The following is a 17915-nucleotide window of genomic DNA, read 5'->3' on the forward strand; positions in this document are numbered from 1 at the left end:
TATAATAATGCAGCGGAATGTCACGGGTCTTGAGCAGCGCTATCTGGCGATTGACTGGCAGCGGCGGCGTGTAGGCCGGCGGCACATGCATCTCCAGAAAGGTGACCGTGACTTCAATATTTTCGCAGCGGTCGACGGCCATGCTCATGCTTTCCCCGTCACCACCGGGGTGTCGGACATGCCGCCCCATTCTGTCCATGAACCGTCATAGAGCCTGTTGTCGCCATGGCCCAGCGACTGCAGGGCAAGTGTGATGATCGCAGCGGTCACGCCTGAGCCGCAGGAAGTGACGACAGGCTTGGACAGGTCGAGCCCCGCCGCCTCGAGCGTTGCCTTCAGACGATCAAGCGGCAACAACTCGCCGTTCTCAGACAGCGTGCCGGAAGGCACGTTGCGTGCGCCAGGCATGTGGCCCGAACGCAAGCCGGCGCGCGGTTCCGGATCGGTGCCCTCGAAACGCCCGGCGGAACGCGCGTCGGCGACCTGGGCGCTGCCGGTATCAACCACCTTCCGCATCTCGGCAAGCGAAACGACCTTCGATGCATCGTAGTCGACATGGAAAAAGCCCGGAGCAGTCTTGGTCGGCTCGGCCGTCACCGGCCGCCCAGCCGCCTTCCAGCGATCGAAGCCGCCATCCAGAATGTAGACTTGGAACACGCCCATGATGCGGAACATCCACCACACCCGCGGCGCTGCCATGAACCCCGGCCCGTCATAGATGACGATGGTGTCGTCAGCCGAAATCCCCATCGAACCGGCAAAGCGCGCGAACAGCGAAGGCGAAGGCAAGGTGTGAGGCAAGGCCGAATCCGGGTCGACGACCAGATCCTGGTCGAAGAACACCGCACCGGGAATGTGAGCCGCATCATACTCCGCGCGCGCGTCGCGCTTGAGTGCGGGCATGTACCAGGATGCGTCGACGATCGACAGTCCGGGCGTGCCCAGCCGCTTTTCCAACCAGTCCGCATCAATGACGAAGGCGCTTTTTTCGCTCATGGCAACTTCTCCGGTTCAGTTGGCGGGCATCGCGCCGAAGCGGATGCGGAAGCGGCGGTTTTCGCGCCCCTTCTTTTCGATCTTGCCGATGTGGATCTCGCCGATTTCAGCCGTGCCGGCGACATGGGTTCCGCCGCAGGGCTGGCTGTCGATCGAACCATTATCGCCGATGCAGACCAGTCTGATTTTTCCCGTGCCCGAGGGCGGACGGACGTTCTTGGACTTCACCAGTGTCGGATTGGCAGCAAGCTCGTCATCGGAGATCCACCGCGTGTAAATCGGATGGTTGGCACGGACGAGCGCCATCAACTGCGCCGTCACATCTTCCTTGGTGACGCCGGCATCAGGGAGATCGAAGTCGACACGCGAATCGTCCTCGCTGACCGCAGCCCCGGTGATCGGATATGGGCAAACGACAGTCAGCAGATGGCAAGCGGCATGCATCCGCATCAAAAGATGCCGGCGCGGCCAGTCGATTGCAAGCTTCAGGCGTTCGCCGATCTCAGGCATCGCCTGATCCAGCGCCGGCACGTGGATGATCTCGTCCTTGCTCTCGCCGGTGATGGTCGCAGAAACGGCAATCCGGCTGCCGTCATCGCGAATCAAGGCGCCGGTATCGCCGGGCTGCCCGCCCGAGGTCGCATAAAAGATGGTGCGGTCGAAGATGATGCCGCCGCGGTCGTTGATGCCGACCACATTGGCCTCGGTCTCGCGCAGATAGGCATCTTCGCGAAAAACCGCCTCGGTGGAAAACGCCATCACGCCACCCGCTCGAACGGAACCGAAATCCTGGGCTCGCGCTCCATCCAGTCGGGCACAGGCAGGCTCTTGCCGCGCAGGAATTCCGGATTGAACAGCTTGGACTGGTAACGCGTGCCGAAATCGGCGAGCACGGTGACGATGGTGTGGCCGGGGCCGAGCTGGCGGGCGAGCCTGATCGCCCCGGCAATGTTGATGCCGGTGGAGCCACCGACGCAGATGCCCTCCTCCTGGATCAAGCCAAAGACGATCGGCAGTGCCTCCTCGTCAGGGATCTGAAACGAGAAATCGGGCGTAAAGCCCTCCAGATTGGCGGTGATGCGGCCCTGGCCGATGCCTTCAGTGATCGAGCTGCCTTCGGCCTTGAGCTCACCTGTCGTGTAGAAGCTGTAGAGTGCAGCACCCAACGGATCGGCGAGCGCGATCTTGACGGTGCCACTCTTCGCCTTCAGCCCCATCGCCACGCCAGCCAGGGTTCCGCCAGTACCGACCGCTGAGACAAAGCCATCGACCTTGCCGCAGGTCTGCTGCCAGATTTCTTCCGCTGTCGTGCGCATATGGCCGTCGCGGTTGGCGACGTTGTCGAACTGATTAGCCCAGATGGCCCCGTTCGGTTCGGACTTGGCCAGTTGCTCGGCCAGGCGGCCGGAAACCTTCACATAGTTGTTCGGGTTCTTGTAGGGAACCGCTGGAACCTCGATTAGCTCGGCGCCGAGCAGTCGAAGCGCGTCCTTCTTTTCCTGGCTCTGGGTATCGGGAATGACAATCACCGTACGATAGCCGAGCGCCTTGGCGACAACGGTCAGGCCGATGCCGGTATTGCCGGCCGTGCCTTCGACGATGACGCCGCCGGGCCGGAGCAGGCCGCGCTTTTCGGCATCGCGGATGATGAACAGGCCGGCTCGGTCCTTGACCGACTGGCCGGGATTCATGAACTCGGCCTTGCCAAGTATCTCGCAGCCGGTTTCTTCCGAGGCCCGCTTGAGCCGGATGAGAGGCGTATTGCCGATGGCATCGATCACCGAGCGCATGAAGATTCCTTCCTAATTCGACTGTGAACCCTAGAAATGTGAGGCGGTGCTTTCAAGGGATGAAATTGTCTGGACCACTCGCATCCGGGCGTCAACGAGCACATGCCCCTATGCTGCGGTCCCAAAACAGCCTTTCCATGTGAATGGGGCCTCGCTAGAGCTTCATAAGCTGCACTGCCGAGGGATTCAAAGTGAGCACATATCGGGCCAATCCAGAAGATGGGGTCGCATGGATTACCGGCGGCAGCACCGGTATTGGCCGCAGCGTTGCCCGCATGCTGGCCAGCAATGGCTACACCGTCGCCGTCACCGTCCGGCCCAGTGATCCGATCGACTCGCTGATCGACGAAACCAAGGGCATGAAGGGTCGTGTACTTTCGTTCCCTTCCGACGTCACCGACGAAGCCGGCATGGCCGCTGTAGTCGCCGCCATCGAGGCGCAGGCTGGCCCCATCGTGCTCGCCATCTTCRATGCCGGGACCTACTTACCCGCGACCGGTGACAACCTGCGCATCGCAGCCTTCCGCCAGAGTTTTGAAGTCAACGTCTTCGGCGTCATCAACGGGCTGGTGCCCGTCATCGAACGCATGCGCAATCGCGGACGTGGCCATGTCGTGTTCATGGGTTCGATCAGCAGCTATTTCGGTTGGCCAACGACGRCTGCCTATGGCGCGACCAAGGCTGCGGTCAACATCATGGCCGAAGCGCTGAAGTTCGACTTCGACAAGATGAACATCCGAACGCAGGTGATGAACCCCGGCTTCATCGACACGCCGCTGACGGAAACAGCACCCTTCTCGATGCCGGCGATGATGCCGGTCGAGGCTGCGGCAGCGCGAATCTGCAAAGCAATACGCAAAAGCGGTTTTGAGGTCACCTTCCCCCGCCGCCTCACCTGGGGCATGAAATTGCTGTTTTTGCTGCCACGGCCTCTGCGGGAAAAGGCGCTACGCATCGCCACGCGGTGGAAGGCCGAACCTTTGGTATACCTCAAGCGTTCGAGCTTCGACTGACGCTCAGTCTTCGCCACGGCTTAGGGTTTGGCGGCGCGGGCACGGAGATAGAAGACGATCGCGCCCCTGCATCCGCACATAACGAAAGGGCGGCCGAAGCATTGCTCCGACCGCCCTGACTTATCCAGTCATGTCAGCAAATGGACCAAGCCGGCCCGATCTGCTGCACCGGTTACGCTGCGCGCGTGTTCGGCTTGCGTGCGCCAAAGCGGCGCTTGCCGCCCTTGGGGGCCGCGCCATTCGGACGATCGCCCTTGGGCTTGCCGCCATTATTGCCACGTGGGCGCTGACCGCTGGGCCGGCGTTCCTCGCGGTCACCACGGTCGTTGGCCGGCACAAAGTTGCGCTCACCGGCCGGACGAGCCGGATCGGGCTCGCCAAGATGGTCGGCATCGATGGTCAGCTTCATGCGGATGATGCGCTCGACCTGCCTCAACTTGGAGTTTTCCGAGGGATCGACAAGCGTGACCGCAACGCCGTTGGCGCCGTTACGGCCGGTACGACCGATGCGATGGACATAGCTTTCGGCTTCGTCAGGCAGGTCGAAGTTCACGACGTGGCTGATGCCAGGCACGTCGATACCGCGTGCCGCGATGTCGGTTGCGACCAGAATGCGGACCTTACCGGCGCGGAAGCCGTTGAGTGCGGCCTGACGCGCGTTCTGCGACTTGTTGCCGTGAATGACGGCGGCGACAAAGCCGTCGCGATCCAGATCCTTCACGACACGGTCGGCACCATGCTTGGTGCGGGCAAAGACCAGGACCGAGGTCATGGATTCATCACCCAGCATCTTGGCCAGGATCTGACGCTTCTGCTTGGTGCGGGCCAGAATGATGCTCTGGCGGATTTCAGCCGCGGTCGTGCCCTGCGGCGCAACCTCGACACGAATCGGATCCTTGAGCAGGCCTTGCGCCAGCTCGGCGATCTCGGCGGGCATGGTTGCCGAAAACAGAGCGGTCTGACGGTTACGCGCAGTCGCCTTGGCGATACGCTTGACGTCGTTGATGAAGCCCATGTCGAGCATGCGGTCGGCCTCGTCGAGGACCAGCCACTGGGTATCGGCCAGCACAAGGTCGCCCTCACGGACGAGGTCGGTCAGGCGGCCGGGCGTGGCGATCAAAATGTCGACGCCTGGAGCGATCTTCTTGACCTGCGAGAAGCGCGACACGCCGCCGAGGACCAGGGCTGTCGAGATATGCGCGCCCTTGGCCAGAATCTTGATGGTGTCTTCGATCTGCACGGCGAGTTCACGCGTCGGTGCAAGGATCAGTGCGCGCGCCGTCTTGGGTCGGCGCTTGGTGCCAAGCGCAACTATCTTGGACAGAATCGGCAGCGAAAACGCAGCGGTCTTGCCCGAACCGGTCTGGGCGATGCCGAGAATGTCGCGACCAGCCAGCTGAGCCGGAATGGATTCGACCTGGATCGGCTTGGGCTCGGTGAAGCCCGCAAGCTGGGTAGCCTTGAGCAGAGCGCCGGTAATGCCGAGTTTGGCGAAGCCGTTCAGCTCCGCATTGATTTCATTCGTCAATATCTTCTTCTTTCGTGTGGCTTTCCGCCACAAACAACAATGGCGGCAGGGCGCAACCTGCCGGCCTCAATCTCTCGTGAAACGACAAGGCGGCGGACGACCGTCCGCTCGGCTGCGCTGTCGTGCCCGCTGGCCTCATGCCGCGGGTCTATTTCGCCGCCTTCCGTTGCCGGAAAGGGTGAAAACAGACGCAACCAGTCTCTCTTAGGAGAAAGCCGTAAGCCCGGCTCAAGCGCCTATGACGCCGCATATGGATGATTTGGCCACAAATAGCAAGCCCACCATGCTGCAACGCAACATGACAAATCGAACATTCGGACATCGATCTGCGTCAGACGGTGCCGACAACCTCGTTGAAAGTGTCCAGATCGACATAGAATATCCTGGTGATCGCAATGATCAGCTCGTCCCCCCAATAGCCGTGCGATTTCAATATGCTGACTGCGGTGAGTATGTCGACCGGTTCGGTCAGACGCCTCTTCATGCTTTCCTCGACAAACTGTTCCATCAGGCTGTCCCTTCGTCCGATTGCCCATACGCAATGAACACAGACCAGAACGTCCAATCAGAAGTATGGATCGCAGCTTGCGCGGAACTTGCCGGCGCGGCCGGCGATTCCATTCTTCGATCGGGGAGACACGGGAAAAGCGGCCGACTCACAAGGCCGCAGCAATGTTAGCACGGGCGCAGGACCGCGCTAGCGCTGAGAGGTATCCGGCCCGGCCGCCGCCGAAGGCCCGGTTGCGACATCGAGTGCAAGCCGCACCATTTCGGAAAATAATGCCTGCCGCTCGGCCGGATCAGTCTCCTCACCAGTCACCAGACTGTCGACCACGGTGCAGATCGATAGTGCCTTTGCACGAAAGCGGGCGGCAACAGTGTAAAGCGCGTTGGTCTCCATATCGACCGCCAGTGCGCCATGGGCTCGCACCCCGGCAAATCGCCCAAGCACGTCAGGATGGTAAAACACGTCGCTCGATGCCGTTTGGCCGACATGATGATCGAGGGCCAATTCTGCTGCCCGCGCCGCCGCGCGGCGCAGCAACTCGAAATCAGCGCTCGGCGCGTAATCATAAACGCCGAAGAACTGGCGATTGATGGCGCTGTCGCTGCTCGAGGATTGCGAGATGACCAGGCTGCGCAACTTGACGTGCTCGGCCAGGCCGCCGCAGGTGCCGACGCGGATCAGCGTCTTCACGCCGTAGGTCTCAAGCAATTCATGTGCATAGATGGCAAGCGAGGGCGCACCTATTCCGGTCGTCTGCACGCTTACCGGCATACCGCGGAATCTGCCTGTGTAGCCAAGTGCACCGCGCAGCCGGTTTACGCATCTGACGTCTTCAAGGAAAGTCGCGGCAATCCATTCCGCACGCTGAGGATCGCCAGGCAACAGAACGGCCTCGGCGTAGTCGCCTCGTTTTGCTTCGTTGTGCGGCGTTGTCTGCATATGTCCACCCCGACGACGCGCTTACCGGCATGATGGCACCATAAATGCCTGCGGGGAAGCGGTTCAAAAGGTCGGGCAGACCTGAACACAGCGTAGCTGTGCTGCCTTTAGCTTTCAAGCACCTCTTTGACGACCGTTGCCAGCTGCTTGAGCGAGAACGGCTTGGGCAGGAAACCGAACTGCGCGTCAGCGGGTAGGTTCCTGGCAAAGGCATCTTCGGCATAACCGGAAACGAAGACGAACTTGATATCCGGCTGGCGCTTGCGCAGCTCACCGAGCAACGTCGGCCCATCCATCTCGGGCATCACCACATCCGAAACGACAATGTCGATCTGGCCTTGGAGCTCATCGAATATCTCGAGCGCCTCCACGCCAGACGATGCTTCGTGAACGGTGTAGCCACGCGAGGTAAGCGCCCTCACGCCGCCCATGCGCACGGCATCCTCGTCTTCAACCAAAAGAACGGTCGCCGAACCGGAAAGATCCTTGGCGACATTGCTCGGTGCGGCCTCCGATTTGGCAAGTGCTGCTGCCTCGGCACCAGCTTTGGCTTCCTCCACCGACTGTGGCTTCACGACATGCCGCGGCAGGAAGATGCGGAATACGGTGCCCTTGCCGACTTCGGAGTCACAATAAATGAACCCGCCGGTCTGCTTGATGATGCCGTAGACCATCGACAGGCCAAGGCCGGTGCCTTTGCCGACTTCCTTGGTGGTAAAGAATGGTTCGAATATCTTCTTCAACACCTCGGGCGCGATGCCGCTACCGGTATCCTCGACCTCTATCACCACATAGTCGGCTGCCACCAGCTCGCGATAACCATAAGCCTTGGACTCTTCGGCCGGCACGTTCTTGGTGCGTACCACCAGGTCACCGCCTGCTGGCATCGCATCGCGCGCGTTGACCGCGAGATTGACCACCACCTGTTCGAGCTGGCCTATATCGGCACGTACAGGCCACAGGTCGCGGCCATGGTCCACCTTGAGCTTGATGCCGTTGCCGACAAGGCGCGCTACAAGAGTGCGCAGATCGGCGAGAACGTCGGTGAGGTTGAGCACTTCCGGACGCAGCGTCTGCTTGCGCGAGAATGCCAGAAGCTGCCTGACCAGCGATGCGGCGCGGTTGGCGTTCTGCTTGATGTTCATGATGTCGGGGAACGACGGGTCCGACGGGCGGTGATTGGTCAGCAAAAGGTCCGATGCCATGATGATGGCGGTCAGCACATTGTTGAAGTCGTGGGCGATGCCACCTGCAAGCTGCCCCACGGCCTGCATCTTCTGGCTCTGGGCCATCTGGTTTTCGAGCGCCTTCTGCTCGGTCGTCTCGACGGCATAAACGATCGCGGCCTCTTCGGCACCCTCAGCATCAGAACCGTCAGCCACCGCGTTGACGTAGAAGCGCATATGGCGCTCCTCATTGTCCGGCATCACCGTGTCGATGGGGGCAATATCGGCCTGGCGCTGATGCGCCCTTTGGAGGGCCGCAGCAAAAGCGGCTCGGTCGCGGTCGTGGATGACCGTGTCGAGACGCACCTTCCGATCCACGGCATCGCGGTCGACCACCGACGAGAACAGCGACAGGAACGGCGCATTGGTGCGCAGGATGCGCCCGTTGTGATCGACACCGGCAATCGCCATCGGCGTGGAATTGAAAAAACGGGTGAAGCGCACTTCCGAAGCGCGCAGCTGCGCCGACGAATCCTCGCCCTGGGTGCGGTTGAGCACGATCGTCCGCGTCGGGCCGTTGATGCCTTCACGACTGGCCGAGACGCGATGCATGAAGCGCACCGGCAATGCCTCGCCGTTGATCGTTGCAAGATCGAGGTCGATCACCGCATTGCGCGTCGTACCCGGATCGGCCTTGACCGAACGGACAAGCGCCATGCCGTCGCCGGCGACGACCTCGTCGAGGCTGATGGCTCCAGGCGTAAAACTTGCAAGGTCGATGCCGAGCCACTCGGCCAGGGTCGCGTTGACGTAGGTAATGCGGCCATCCTGGTCAGCCGAGAAGAATCCAGCCGGGGCGTGGTCGAGATGGTCGATGGCCTGCTGCAGGTCGAGGAAGAACCGCTCCTGCTCCGCTCTCTCAGGCGAAATATCGGCTAGCTGCCAAGCGTTTAGAGGCTGGCGCTGGCCTGGCACATTGAACGCGCGTGCCCGCACCCGGTACCAGCGTGCGCCGGGCGCAGCGCCTGGTCGAACGGATTGCGCGAGGCGGAATTCGCCGTCGCCCGGCTGGCCGTCACGCAAACCCGACGCCAGCTGCGAAATGGTCGCCGACGCCTCGGTCACGTCCGAGAGCAACCCTTCGACAGTCTTCAGGTCCGACGCCGTGGTCGCGCCTGTCATGTCGGCATATGCGCGGTTGGCATAAACGACACGGCCCTTGGCATCGGTTACGACAAGGCCCTGCGACATGGAATCGACAAAGGCCTTGGAAAGGCCATCTGAAGGCGAGCGCGGGGAAATCTGGACGAAGCCGATCGCGGTCGCAAAAAGGTAGCCAACGCCGATCATGGCGAGCACGCCAAGCATACCCATCAGAAATGGATCGCCCAGGCGCTCGCGAAAGATTCCAAAAACGATGGCAGCGCCGGTCAGAACGACGATGAAGATGATCAGCCGGGTGATGGCATCGGGGCGCGCCGCCTGATCCACGATCGGAACCGGATAGAAATCGTTGCGCGTTTCTTTGGCCATGCCCCTGCGAGTCTCTCCGGCTCCCTCATAAGGAAGCGGTTGAATCACATTCTCCTTACCGGGAAAAGGCCCAGACACAAAAAGGCGGTGCAAGCTCGGGGCAAGATCATGCGCTTAGCTTCAATCTTGCCTGTAACGCGTGAATGGCAACTTGCCGTGCGCGGCAGCTAAGGGTTAGTGTCGCCCCGGCGCGGCGACGGGGGTAAGACATGTTCGAATGGCTAGATAACGTAGCGGGACCCGGATATGCGGCGGCGGTGCTGTGGACCTTTGCCGCGCTGGTGTTGCTCGTCATCGTGCTTGTCATCGTCAAGCTGATCCGCAGCCTGACCTTCGGCACGTTCGTTGCCGGTGGCAGGAACAGGAAGACCCGCCTCGCCGTCATGGACGCAACCGCCGTCGACAGCCAAAGGCGGCTGGTGCTGGTGCGCCGTGACGACATCGAGCATCTACTGCTGATCGGCGGTCCAACCGACGTCGTAATCGAAACAGACATCCGCATGAGTGCACCGCGCCGCCCTGCATTGACAGGCAGCGAGGGCGGGCAGGACGCGCCCCCGAGACCTCGCCAGCCAGCACCTGTACAACAGGCAGCCCCGCAACCGGCGGCACAAGCACCAACCAGGCCGCAGCAGCAGCAGCCCGCTCTTGCACCAGCGCAGCCGCGCCCTGCTCCGCCCAGGATGCCAGTCGCACCAGCACCCCAAGCCGCGCCGAACCCAGTGCCGCAAGCATATGCCCAGCCAAGCAATTCCGCACCGGTGCGGCAAGCACCTACGCCTGCGGCGGTACCGCCCCGTGACGCCATCGACGATACACTGATGAAGGAACTCGAGGTTTCGCTCGACGACAAACCCCAGACCAAGGCGGTCAAGATCGCCGATCCGTCACTCGACGATGAAATGGCGAAACTGCTCGGCGAGCTTTCGAGCCATAAGCGATAATGCGCCATCGGATAGTACACGCAAAAAAGGCGGCCGAGGCCGCCTTTTTCATTTCTTCGATATTCCGCAATCAGTCGTCTCGATAGACTTTTTCGCGGCGCTCATGACGCTCCTGAGCTTCGATCGACAGCGTGGCGATCGGACGCGCGTCCAGTCGCTTCAGCGAGATCGGTTCGCCAGTCTCCTCGCAATAGCCGTAGGTTCCCTCGTCAATTCTCTGCAGCGCCGAGTCGATCTTGGAGATCAACTTGCGTTGACGGTCGCGCGCTCGAAGTTCGATGGCACGGTCCGTCTCGGATGATGCGCGATCGGCAAGATCCGGGTGGTTGGCATTTTCCTGCTGGAGTATTTCGAGTGTTTCGCGAGCTTCGCGGAAGATGTCGTTCTTCCAGGCAATCAACTTAGCTCTGAAGTAAGACTTCTGCCGTTCGCTCATGAACGGCTCCTCCTCAGAGGGCACATAACCAAGTGTAACGGTATCGTTCATTCGACTCACCCGATAACCCCGTTTCGCCGCCTATATATTCGCGGGTCAACCCTCACACAAGAGCATTCCTGGAAAAGTTGTCRCAGGCCTGCGTGTAGTGATTCGGGCGTGGCAAGAGCGCAACTCTCCTGCACAAGCAACGAGGAACGGCATCGTCCGGTTGCAAGGTGCCTGGCGCTTGGCTACATCCTCAGATGGCTGTTGGCACAGGCTCGTCGGGAGCTTGAGCTTCCCGGGAGCGACATTTGAGCAAGCTCTATCTTCTCAGGCACGCCAAGGCTGGCTGGGCGCTGCCCGGCGTCAGGGATTTCGACCGCCCGCTCGACGCCACCGGCGTCGCGGATGCCGAAGCAACCGGCAGGGCGATGCGCGCCAATGGCTATGTTCCCGAACTGACGCTCTGCTCCAACGCCCGGCGCGCCCGCGAAACCCTGGAAGGTATCGCCGGCCACGCAGATACCGGACGGGTGGTTTTCACCGATGATCTCTACAGTGCGGACGCCGCCGGGTATCTGGAGAAAATCCGGGAAAATGGCCGGCACGGTTCTATCCTCATCATCGGTCACAATCCGATGATGGAGGACCTCGCCATGGCCGTTTCGGGCGACGGCGATGAGGCTGCCATACATACGCTGCAAACAGGTTTTCCGACGTCGGGGCTAGCCGTGGTCCGGTTCGAAGGCGAGCTTTCCGCTGCCGAGCTCGGCCAAGGTTATCTCGAAGCTTTCCTCACGCCAGCTGATCTTTGAAATTGCACGCCATTTCAAATCCCGTCGGCGCGACCTATATCCGACGCGACCTCATGGGGATCGACGATTGGCGTCTCTGACCACTTTCACCGACGAGGCGCGTATTGCCCTCGACACGCTTTCCGGCCGTGCCACGGGTATGTTTGCGCCTTCGCTGCGGCTTGGCGTCACCGGCCTTTCACGGGCTGGCAAGACCGTGTTCATCACGGCCTTCGTGCACAATCTGATCCATGGCGGGCGGTTGCCGCTGTTTGAAGCGCAGAAATCGGGGCGTATTTCGCGCGCCTTCCTCGAAGAGCAGCCCGACGACGCGGTGCCCCGTTTTCAATATGAGGATCATGTCGGAGCGCTCGTCGACCAGCGGATCTGGCCGGACTCGACACGCGCCATATCGGAACTCAGGCTGACGATAGAATTTGAATCGGCTTCAGGCTGGAACCGCATGTTTTCAGCGGGAAAGCTGTCGGTCGACCTCGTCGACTACCCCGGCGAATGGCTGCTCGACCTGCCGCTGCTGGGCAAGAGTTACGACGACTTCTCCAGAGAGGCGTTTGAGCTGGCAGGTTTGCCGGTTCGGGCAGACCTGTCGGAAGGCTGGCGCGAGCTTGCAGCCACGGTGAAGCCCGAAGCGGACGCCGACGAGATGACAGCGCGGCGCCTGTTCGAGAGTTTTGCCGCCTATCTCAAGGCGTGCAAGGATGACGAGCGCGCACTGTCGACGCTGCCGCCAGGACGGTTCCTGATGCCGGGCGACCTAGAAGGCTCGCCGGCGCTGACATTTGCCCCGCTGCCTGGCCTCGCCCAGCGGGCGCGCCCCGGTTCGCTGCACGCGATGATGGAGCGGCGTTACGAGGCCTACAAGACCCATGTGGTAAAGCCGTTCTTCCGCGAGCACATTGCCCGCCTCGACCGGCAAATCGTGCTGATCGATGCAATGCAGGCGCTGAATGCAGGCCCTGGCGCCATCGCCGACCTCGAACGCGCGGTGACGGAAATCCTGGCCTGCTTCCGTCCCGGTCGCGGCAACCTGTTCACCGACCTGTTTTCGCGCCGCATCGACCGCATTCTGGTCGCTGCGACCAAGGCAGATCATCTGCACCATGAAAGCCACGACAAGCTGCAGGCGATCGTGCGGCGGCTGACCGATCGCGCCGTTGCACGCGCCAATCTCTCAGGCGCCGAAGTCGACGTTCTTGCGCTGGCCGCAGTCCGCGCCACCCGCGAGGGCACGGTCAAACAAGGTCGAGAGACACTGCCCGTCATCATCGGCACGCCGATCGAAGGCGAGACCATCGGCGAGGACCGTTTTGACGGCAATACCGAAACCGCCATATTTCCCGGTGACTTACCCGAAAAAGCCGATGTCGTGTTCCAGGATTTTGGCACCAATCACCGCCAGGACGCGAACGACCCGACGATCCGCTTCGTGCGCTTCCGCCCACCCCGGCTCGAGCGCACGGCCGAAGGCATGACACTGTCGCTGCCGCATATCCGGCTTGACCGCGCCCTGCAGTTCCTCATCGGAGATCACCTCGCATGAGCGCTCCCCGAAAGCCTGCGGCGTTCCGCATCGAACCGGAAATTGCCCTGCAAGACGTGGCCGCGAGCAAGAAAACGCAAGTGTCCCAGCCTGCCGAGCGCAAGCCGCGCGCGCTCGCCGCCGAGGCTGCGATTGTCACACCGGCCGAATTCGATGTGTTTGACGAGCCCAGCATCGCTGCCGCCGAACCGCCGCCGGCAACTGCGCCCAAGCGCAAGTCCCGCCTCGGCGCAATCTTTCTTGCCGCAGCAGGTGTTTTGATTTCGCTCGGTGTCGGGCTTTGGACCGACCGGCTGATCCGTGACCTGTTCACCCGCGCTGATTGGCTCGGTTGGCTCGCCATAGGCGCCGCCGGTATCGCGGCGCTTGCGTTGCTGGTCATTCTTGTTCGCGAGCTTCTCGCCGTCTTCCGCCTCGCTTCAGTCGAGCGGCTGCGCAACCGGGCAACCGATGCCATCGAACGCAATGACCCGGGCTTGGCACGCAATGTCGTCGATGAATTGTCGAATCTTTTGGCGTCGAAACCTGAAACGGCAGCCGGGAGGCGTACGCTTGCGGATCTGCGTAGCGACGTGATCGATGGCGCTGACCTCGTGCGGCTCGCAGAAACCGAGATTCTGACACCGCTCGATGCACAGGCAAAGATCCTGATCCTGGACGCTGCCAAACGCGTGTCGCTGGTGACGGCGGTCAGCCCGCGCGCATTGGTCGACATCGCCTATGTCGTGTTCGAAGCCGGTCGCCTGATACGCCGGCTAGCCGAGCTTTACGGCGGACGCCCTGGCACGCTCGGCTTCTTCCGACTTGCCCGAGCAGCCCTCGCCCACCTCGCCGTCACCGGCTCGATCGCCGTCGGCGACAGTTTCGTCCAGCAATTGGTCGGCCACGGCCTGGCTGCGAAACTTTCGGCAAAGCTCGGCGAAGGCGTGGTCAACGGGATGATGACCGCGCGTATCGGCATAGCCGCGATGGAGACCGCGCGCCCCCTGCCCTTTGCCGCGATGAAGCGTCCCGGCATGGGCGATTTCCTCGCCGCTCTCACCACATTTGCAACCAAGGACAAGGGCAGCGAAAAGGCCAAATAGACGAAGCATTAACCATTCTTGGTCATGGTCTTTTCAACCAATTGTTCCAGTTTCCTGCTGTCGGGTGTGCCCATGAAGCGCTTGTTGTTGTCCGCTGTCCTGCCTGCCATGGCCGTGGCGCTGCCATCCGTCGTGCACGCGGACATGGTCAAGGCACCAGAACGCGACAAGACGTTCTTCAAGTCGGTCCAAGGTGAATGGGTCGGCCCGGGCGAGATCGTCGCAGGCAAATACAAGGGAACGAAATTCACCTGCAATTTCACCGGCTCGACACCGGACGGCAAGGTCGGCATGTCGCTCGACGGCGGATGCCGCGTGGGTGTGTTCACCCAGAAGATGTCGGCAACCATCGAGCAGAAGGGCCGCAGCGGCTATAGCGGCAAATTCCTCGACGGCTCGGAAGGCAAAGGCCTCGATATCGTTTCCGGCAGCGTCGTCGATGGCCGCAAGGTCGTGCTTGCGATCAACAGAAATCAGCTCAACGGTGTGATGCAGGCGCGCGTGCCGGACGAAAATTCGATGCATGTCACCATTTCAGTGCGCGTCGAAAAGCAGCTTGTGCCGGTGATCGGAATGAAGCTGTCGCGTGTCGACGGCACGGCGGTCGGCGCCATCGCCAAGAACTGATTGTTTCCTCYTCCAACGAAAAGGGCGACACCTAAGGTGCCGCCCTTTCTTTTTTGAAGCTGAAGAATCAGCCCTTGATGGCCGTCAGCAAGTCGTCATAGGCCTTGCAGGCATCCGCCGAAGTCGTCGCGCCGGTGAACTTGGATGCAACTTCCGTCACCTTGGCAGACAGATCAGCCGCCTTGGCCGGATCCTTGGTGATGGCTTCCTGAAGCGCGGTTGCCACTTCCTGGCCCTTCTTGGCCATGATCTCGGCGGTGCATTCCGGCGCCTTCGAGCAGGCCGAAAGGCCAAGTGCAGCAACGCCAAGAACGGCAAGCAGAATATTTCTCATGTCAGTCTTTCCTCGTAACCGGCAGGAAATGCCGGCAGCTTTTCGATCCCCGCTGATCGAAACCACGCCCGCCATAGCGGCATGACATGCCAGACGCAATGGCAAGTTGTGCGGCCAAAGACTGACGCGCCGAACGTCGAACCACCGACATTTCGCAGCCCGGCGATTCGATTGGATGGGCGGGCTGTTCGACAGCCTTCGAAGCACCTATCTTGGCCCTTTCCCCAAAGCGGCAGCTGCCGCACGCATAAGGATCGACAAGGCGCATGGCGGCAGAAGCATCGGGTGTCGATCTGGTTCCGGTGGTGGCGTTGCTTGCCGCAGGCGTTGTTGCCGTCCCCCTATTCAAGCGCCTCGGCCTCGGCTCGATCCTTGGCTATCTCAGCGCCGGCGTGATCATCGGTCCTTTCGGCATCGGTGTCTTCTCCGAAGCCGAGACCATCCTGCATGTCGCCGAACTCGGCGTGGTGATGTTCCTGTTCATCATCGGACTTGAAATGCAGCCATCGCGGTTGTGGGGCCTGAGGCGCGAAATCTTCGGGCTTGGCGCCCTCCAAGTCGGCATTTGCGCGCTTTTGCTGACCGCTGTTGGGCTGGCGGGCGGCTTTTCAGTCGCTCAATCCTTCATCGCCGGCGCGGGATTTGTGCTGACTTCAACCGCAATCGTCATGCAGTTGCTCGACGAGCGCGGCGAGATGTCGACTCCCAAGGGCCAGCGCATGGTCTCGATCCTTCTGCTCGAAGATCTTGCCATCGTGCCGCTGCTTGCGCTTGTGGCCTTCCTCGCGCCTGTCGCGGCAAATGATGCCGGCACCGGCTGGGCCGGTAGGCTCACGGAGATCGGCATCGGCATCGCAGCGATCACCGGCTTGGTGATCGCTGGGCGCTATTTGCTCAACCCGCTGTTTCGCATCCTCGCCGAATCGCGCGCTCGCGAAGTCATGACCGCCGCAGCCCTGCTGGTCGTGCTCGGTTCGGCACTTGCCATGCAGTTGAGCGGCCTATCCATGGCGATGGGCGCCTTCCTCGCCGGCGTTCTGCTGTCCGAATCGACCTTCCGTCATCAGCTCGAGGCCGACGTCGAGCCATTCCGCGGAATCCTGCTCGGCATGTTCTTCATTGCCGTTGGCATGTCGCTCGATCTTATGGTGGTCGTCGCGAACTGGCAGCTGATCGCACTCTACGTTGTTGTCTACATGCTGATGAAGGGCCTCGGCATCTACGTCGTTGCCCGCTTCCTCAGATCAGGACACCGCGAGGCGCTGGAGCGCGCGGTGATCATGGCGCAGGGCGGCGAATTCGCCTTTGTGCTTTATTCCTCGGCCCTTGCCGTCGGAATCATCGACGGCGAAGCCAATGCGGTGCTTACCGCCATCATCATCATTTCGATGGTGCTGACCCCGTTGGCGATCATGGTCTTGCGCCGCTTCACGCCCAAGGACGAGCAGTCGCTCGAAGATGTCGACGTGGCCGCCGAACTCAGCGGCACCGTGCTTGTCATCGGCTTCGGTCGTTTTGGCCAGATCGCCAGCCAGCCGCTTTTGTTGCGCGGCGTCGACGTGTCCATCATCGACAACGACGTCGAGATGATCCAGGCGGCCGCCGACTTCGGCTTCAAGATCTATTATGGCGACGGCACCAGACTCGATATCCTGCACGCGGCGGGTGCGGGACGTGCACGGGCCGTGCTGATTTGCGTCGACAAGGAAGATGTCGCTGTCCGCATCGCCGAAAACCTCGCCGCCGAGTTCCCGCTGGTACCTGTACTGGCCCGCGCCTATGACCGCGGCACGGCGATCCAGCTCATTCGCGCCGGCGTCGACTACCAGCTGCGCGAGACCTTCGAGTCGGCCCTCGTCTTTGGCGGCGCCACGCTCGAAAAGCTCGGCGAGGATCCAGACGATGTCGCCGAAGTGATCGAAGAGGTGCGAAACCGCGATGCGGCGCGGCTGGAAATGCAGATCGCAGGTGATATCCAGTCAGGCCGCGACTATCTGCAGGGCAACATTCCCGGTCCGGTGCCAACACCACTGACACCGCCGCGGCGCACCGCCAAGGCGCTCAATGAGGAAGCCGCGAGCATGATCGCCAAGAAGACCGCGCCAAGCGAACAAACGGAGAGAAATTGATATGGTGGACAGGCAGCGCGCAACCGAAGTTGTGGCCTATTGGCGTGAGGCCGGCCCGGAAGGCTGGTTCCGCAAGGACGAGATGTTCGACGCTGGCTTTCGCAGCCGCTTCGGCGACCTTCACATGGCCGCCGCCAAGCGCCAATGTGATGCCTGGGCCGAAGACGCCGAAGGTGCGCTGGCGTTGATGATCCTGCTCGACCAGTTTCCACGCAATTGCTTCCGGGGCAGCGGCCATATGTATGCCACCGATCCCCTTGCCCGCCACTTTGCCCGCAAGGCGATCGCCGATGGCCATGACCTCGCCACCGAAGCGCCGATCCGGGTGTTCTTCTACCTGCCGTTTTCGCATTCCGAGGCCCTGGCCGACCACGACATCCCGCTCGAACGCTCGACAGCCCTTGGCGGCGACTATCTGAAACACGCCATCGGCCATCGCGACATTGTCGCCCGCTTCGGCCGCTTCCCGCACCGCAATTTCATCCTCGGCCGCGAATCAAGCGAACAGGAGCTGGCATTCCTGGAAGCGGGCGGCTTCTCCGGCTGA

General features: G+C 61.6%; 16 protein-coding genes and 2 pseudogenes. 8 read left to right on the top strand and 10 right to left on the bottom strand.

The annotated features are described in order from the left end of the window. The 4 genes and pseudogenes from AC1DWF_RS07435 to AC1DWF_RS07450 form a co-directional block, all read right to left on the bottom strand. Positions 1-142, bottom strand: a pseudogene (locus AC1DWF_RS07435) (GNAT family N-acetyltransferase); the annotation flags it as partial. 2 nt (positions 143-144) lie between these two features. Further along, the gene (gene sseA / locus AC1DWF_RS07440; protein ID WP_476787678.1) at positions 145-996 is read right to left on the bottom strand and encodes a 3-mercaptopyruvate sulfurtransferase; all 852 of its coding nucleotides are present in this window, start codon (positions 994-996) and stop codon (positions 145-147) included. Between the two features lie 15 nt (positions 997-1011). Beyond that, complete coding sequence (locus tag AC1DWF_RS07445) at positions 1012-1755, bottom strand: alanyl-tRNA editing protein (protein WP_476786344.1); 744 nt, start codon at positions 1753-1755, stop codon at positions 1012-1014. Further along, positions 1755-2786 carry a cysteine synthase A gene (locus AC1DWF_RS07450; RefSeq protein ID WP_476786345.1) on the bottom strand — a complete coding sequence of 344 codons (1032 nt, stop codon included), beginning with the start codon at positions 2784-2786 and terminating at the stop codon, positions 1755-1757. Before AC1DWF_RS07450 ends, AC1DWF_RS07445 begins: the two co-directional genes overlap by 1 nt. A 191-nt stretch (positions 2787-2977) precedes the next feature. Here AC1DWF_RS07450 and AC1DWF_RS07455 point away from each other — a divergent pair, with 191 nt between their 5' ends. Then, positions 2978-3799, top strand: a complete 822-nt coding sequence (locus tag AC1DWF_RS07455; protein WP_476841557.1) for an SDR family NAD(P)-dependent oxidoreductase — start codon at positions 2978-2980, stop codon at positions 3797-3799. Positions 3800-4343: 544 nt separating this feature from the next. On the opposite strand, the pseudogene AC1DWF_RS07460 reads toward AC1DWF_RS07455, so the two are convergent. The 4 genes and pseudogenes from AC1DWF_RS07460 to cckA all read right to left on the bottom strand — a co-directional run. Beyond that, positions 4344-5360: pseudogene (locus AC1DWF_RS07460) on the bottom strand (DEAD/DEAH box helicase); the annotation flags it as partial. Positions 5361-5658: 298 nt separating this feature from the next. Beyond that, entirely contained in the window at positions 5659-5835 is a 177-nt protein-coding gene (locus tag AC1DWF_RS07465) for a hypothetical protein (protein ID WP_476785976.1), read from the bottom strand. A gap of 189 nt (positions 5836-6024) precedes the next feature. Next, complete coding sequence (deoD, locus tag AC1DWF_RS07470; RefSeq protein ID WP_476785975.1) at positions 6025-6774, bottom strand: purine-nucleoside phosphorylase; 750 nt, start codon at positions 6772-6774, stop codon at positions 6025-6027. 107 nt (positions 6775-6881) lie between these two features. After that, positions 6882-9473: a cell cycle histidine kinase CckA gene (cckA, locus tag AC1DWF_RS07475; protein ID WP_476787679.1), complete on the bottom strand. Its 2592-nt coding sequence runs from the start codon at positions 9471-9473 to the stop codon at positions 6882-6884. Between the two features lie 209 nt (positions 9474-9682). Between cckA and AC1DWF_RS07480 the strand changes: the two genes are divergently transcribed. After that, positions 9683-10417 carry a hypothetical protein gene (locus AC1DWF_RS07480; RefSeq protein WP_476787680.1) on the top strand — a complete coding sequence of 245 codons (735 nt, stop codon included), beginning with the start codon at positions 9683-9685 and terminating at the stop codon, positions 10415-10417. A gap of 70 nt (positions 10418-10487) precedes the next feature. Here the strand turns inward: AC1DWF_RS07480 and dksA are convergent, their stop codons facing one another. Beyond that, the gene (gene dksA, locus AC1DWF_RS07485; RefSeq protein ID WP_476784386.1) at positions 10488-10904 is read right to left on the bottom strand and encodes an RNA polymerase-binding protein DksA; all 417 of its coding nucleotides are present in this window, start codon (positions 10902-10904) and stop codon (positions 10488-10490) included. 245 nt (positions 10905-11149) lie between these two features. On the opposite strand from dksA, the gene AC1DWF_RS07490 reads away from it, so the two are divergent. From AC1DWF_RS07490 to AC1DWF_RS07505, 4 genes are all read left to right on the top strand, one after another. Next, positions 11150-11653, top strand: coding sequence for a SixA phosphatase family protein (locus AC1DWF_RS07490; protein ID WP_476784387.1), 504 nt, complete (start codon positions 11150-11152; stop codon positions 11651-11653). Positions 11654-11720: 67 nt separating this feature from the next. Beyond that, complete coding sequence (locus AC1DWF_RS07495; protein WP_476784388.1) at positions 11721-13193, top strand: YcjX family GTP-binding protein; 1473 nt, start codon at positions 11721-11723, stop codon at positions 13191-13193. Then, the gene (locus AC1DWF_RS07500; RefSeq protein ID WP_476784389.1) at positions 13190-14278 is read left to right on the top strand and encodes a YcjF family protein; all 1089 of its coding nucleotides are present in this window, start codon (positions 13190-13192) and stop codon (positions 14276-14278) included. The genes AC1DWF_RS07495 and AC1DWF_RS07500 overlap by 4 nt, the downstream gene beginning before the upstream one ends. 108 nt (positions 14279-14386) lie before the next feature. Beyond that, entirely contained in the window at positions 14387-14905 is a 519-nt protein-coding gene (locus AC1DWF_RS07505) for a hypothetical protein (RefSeq protein ID WP_476784394.1), read from the top strand. Positions 14906-14972: 67 nt separating this feature from the next. Here the strand turns inward: AC1DWF_RS07505 and AC1DWF_RS07510 are convergent, their stop codons facing one another. Continuing rightward, positions 14973-15239 (bottom strand): hypothetical protein, encoded by a 267-nt coding sequence (locus AC1DWF_RS07510; protein WP_476784390.1) that lies wholly within the window; start codon positions 15237-15239, stop codon positions 14973-14975. A gap of 266 nt (positions 15240-15505) precedes the next feature. Between AC1DWF_RS07510 and AC1DWF_RS07515 the strand changes: the two genes are divergently transcribed. Further along, positions 15506-17368 (top strand): monovalent cation:proton antiporter-2 (CPA2) family protein, encoded by a 1863-nt coding sequence (locus AC1DWF_RS07515; protein WP_476784391.1) that lies wholly within the window; start codon positions 15506-15508, stop codon positions 17366-17368. Position 17369: 1 nt separating this feature from the next. Continuing rightward, positions 17370-17915 (top strand): DUF924 family protein, encoded by a 546-nt coding sequence (locus tag AC1DWF_RS07520; protein ID WP_476784392.1) that lies wholly within the window; start codon positions 17370-17372, stop codon positions 17913-17915.

It is taken from the genome of Aminobacter sp. P4_D5, from assembly GCF_056401815.1.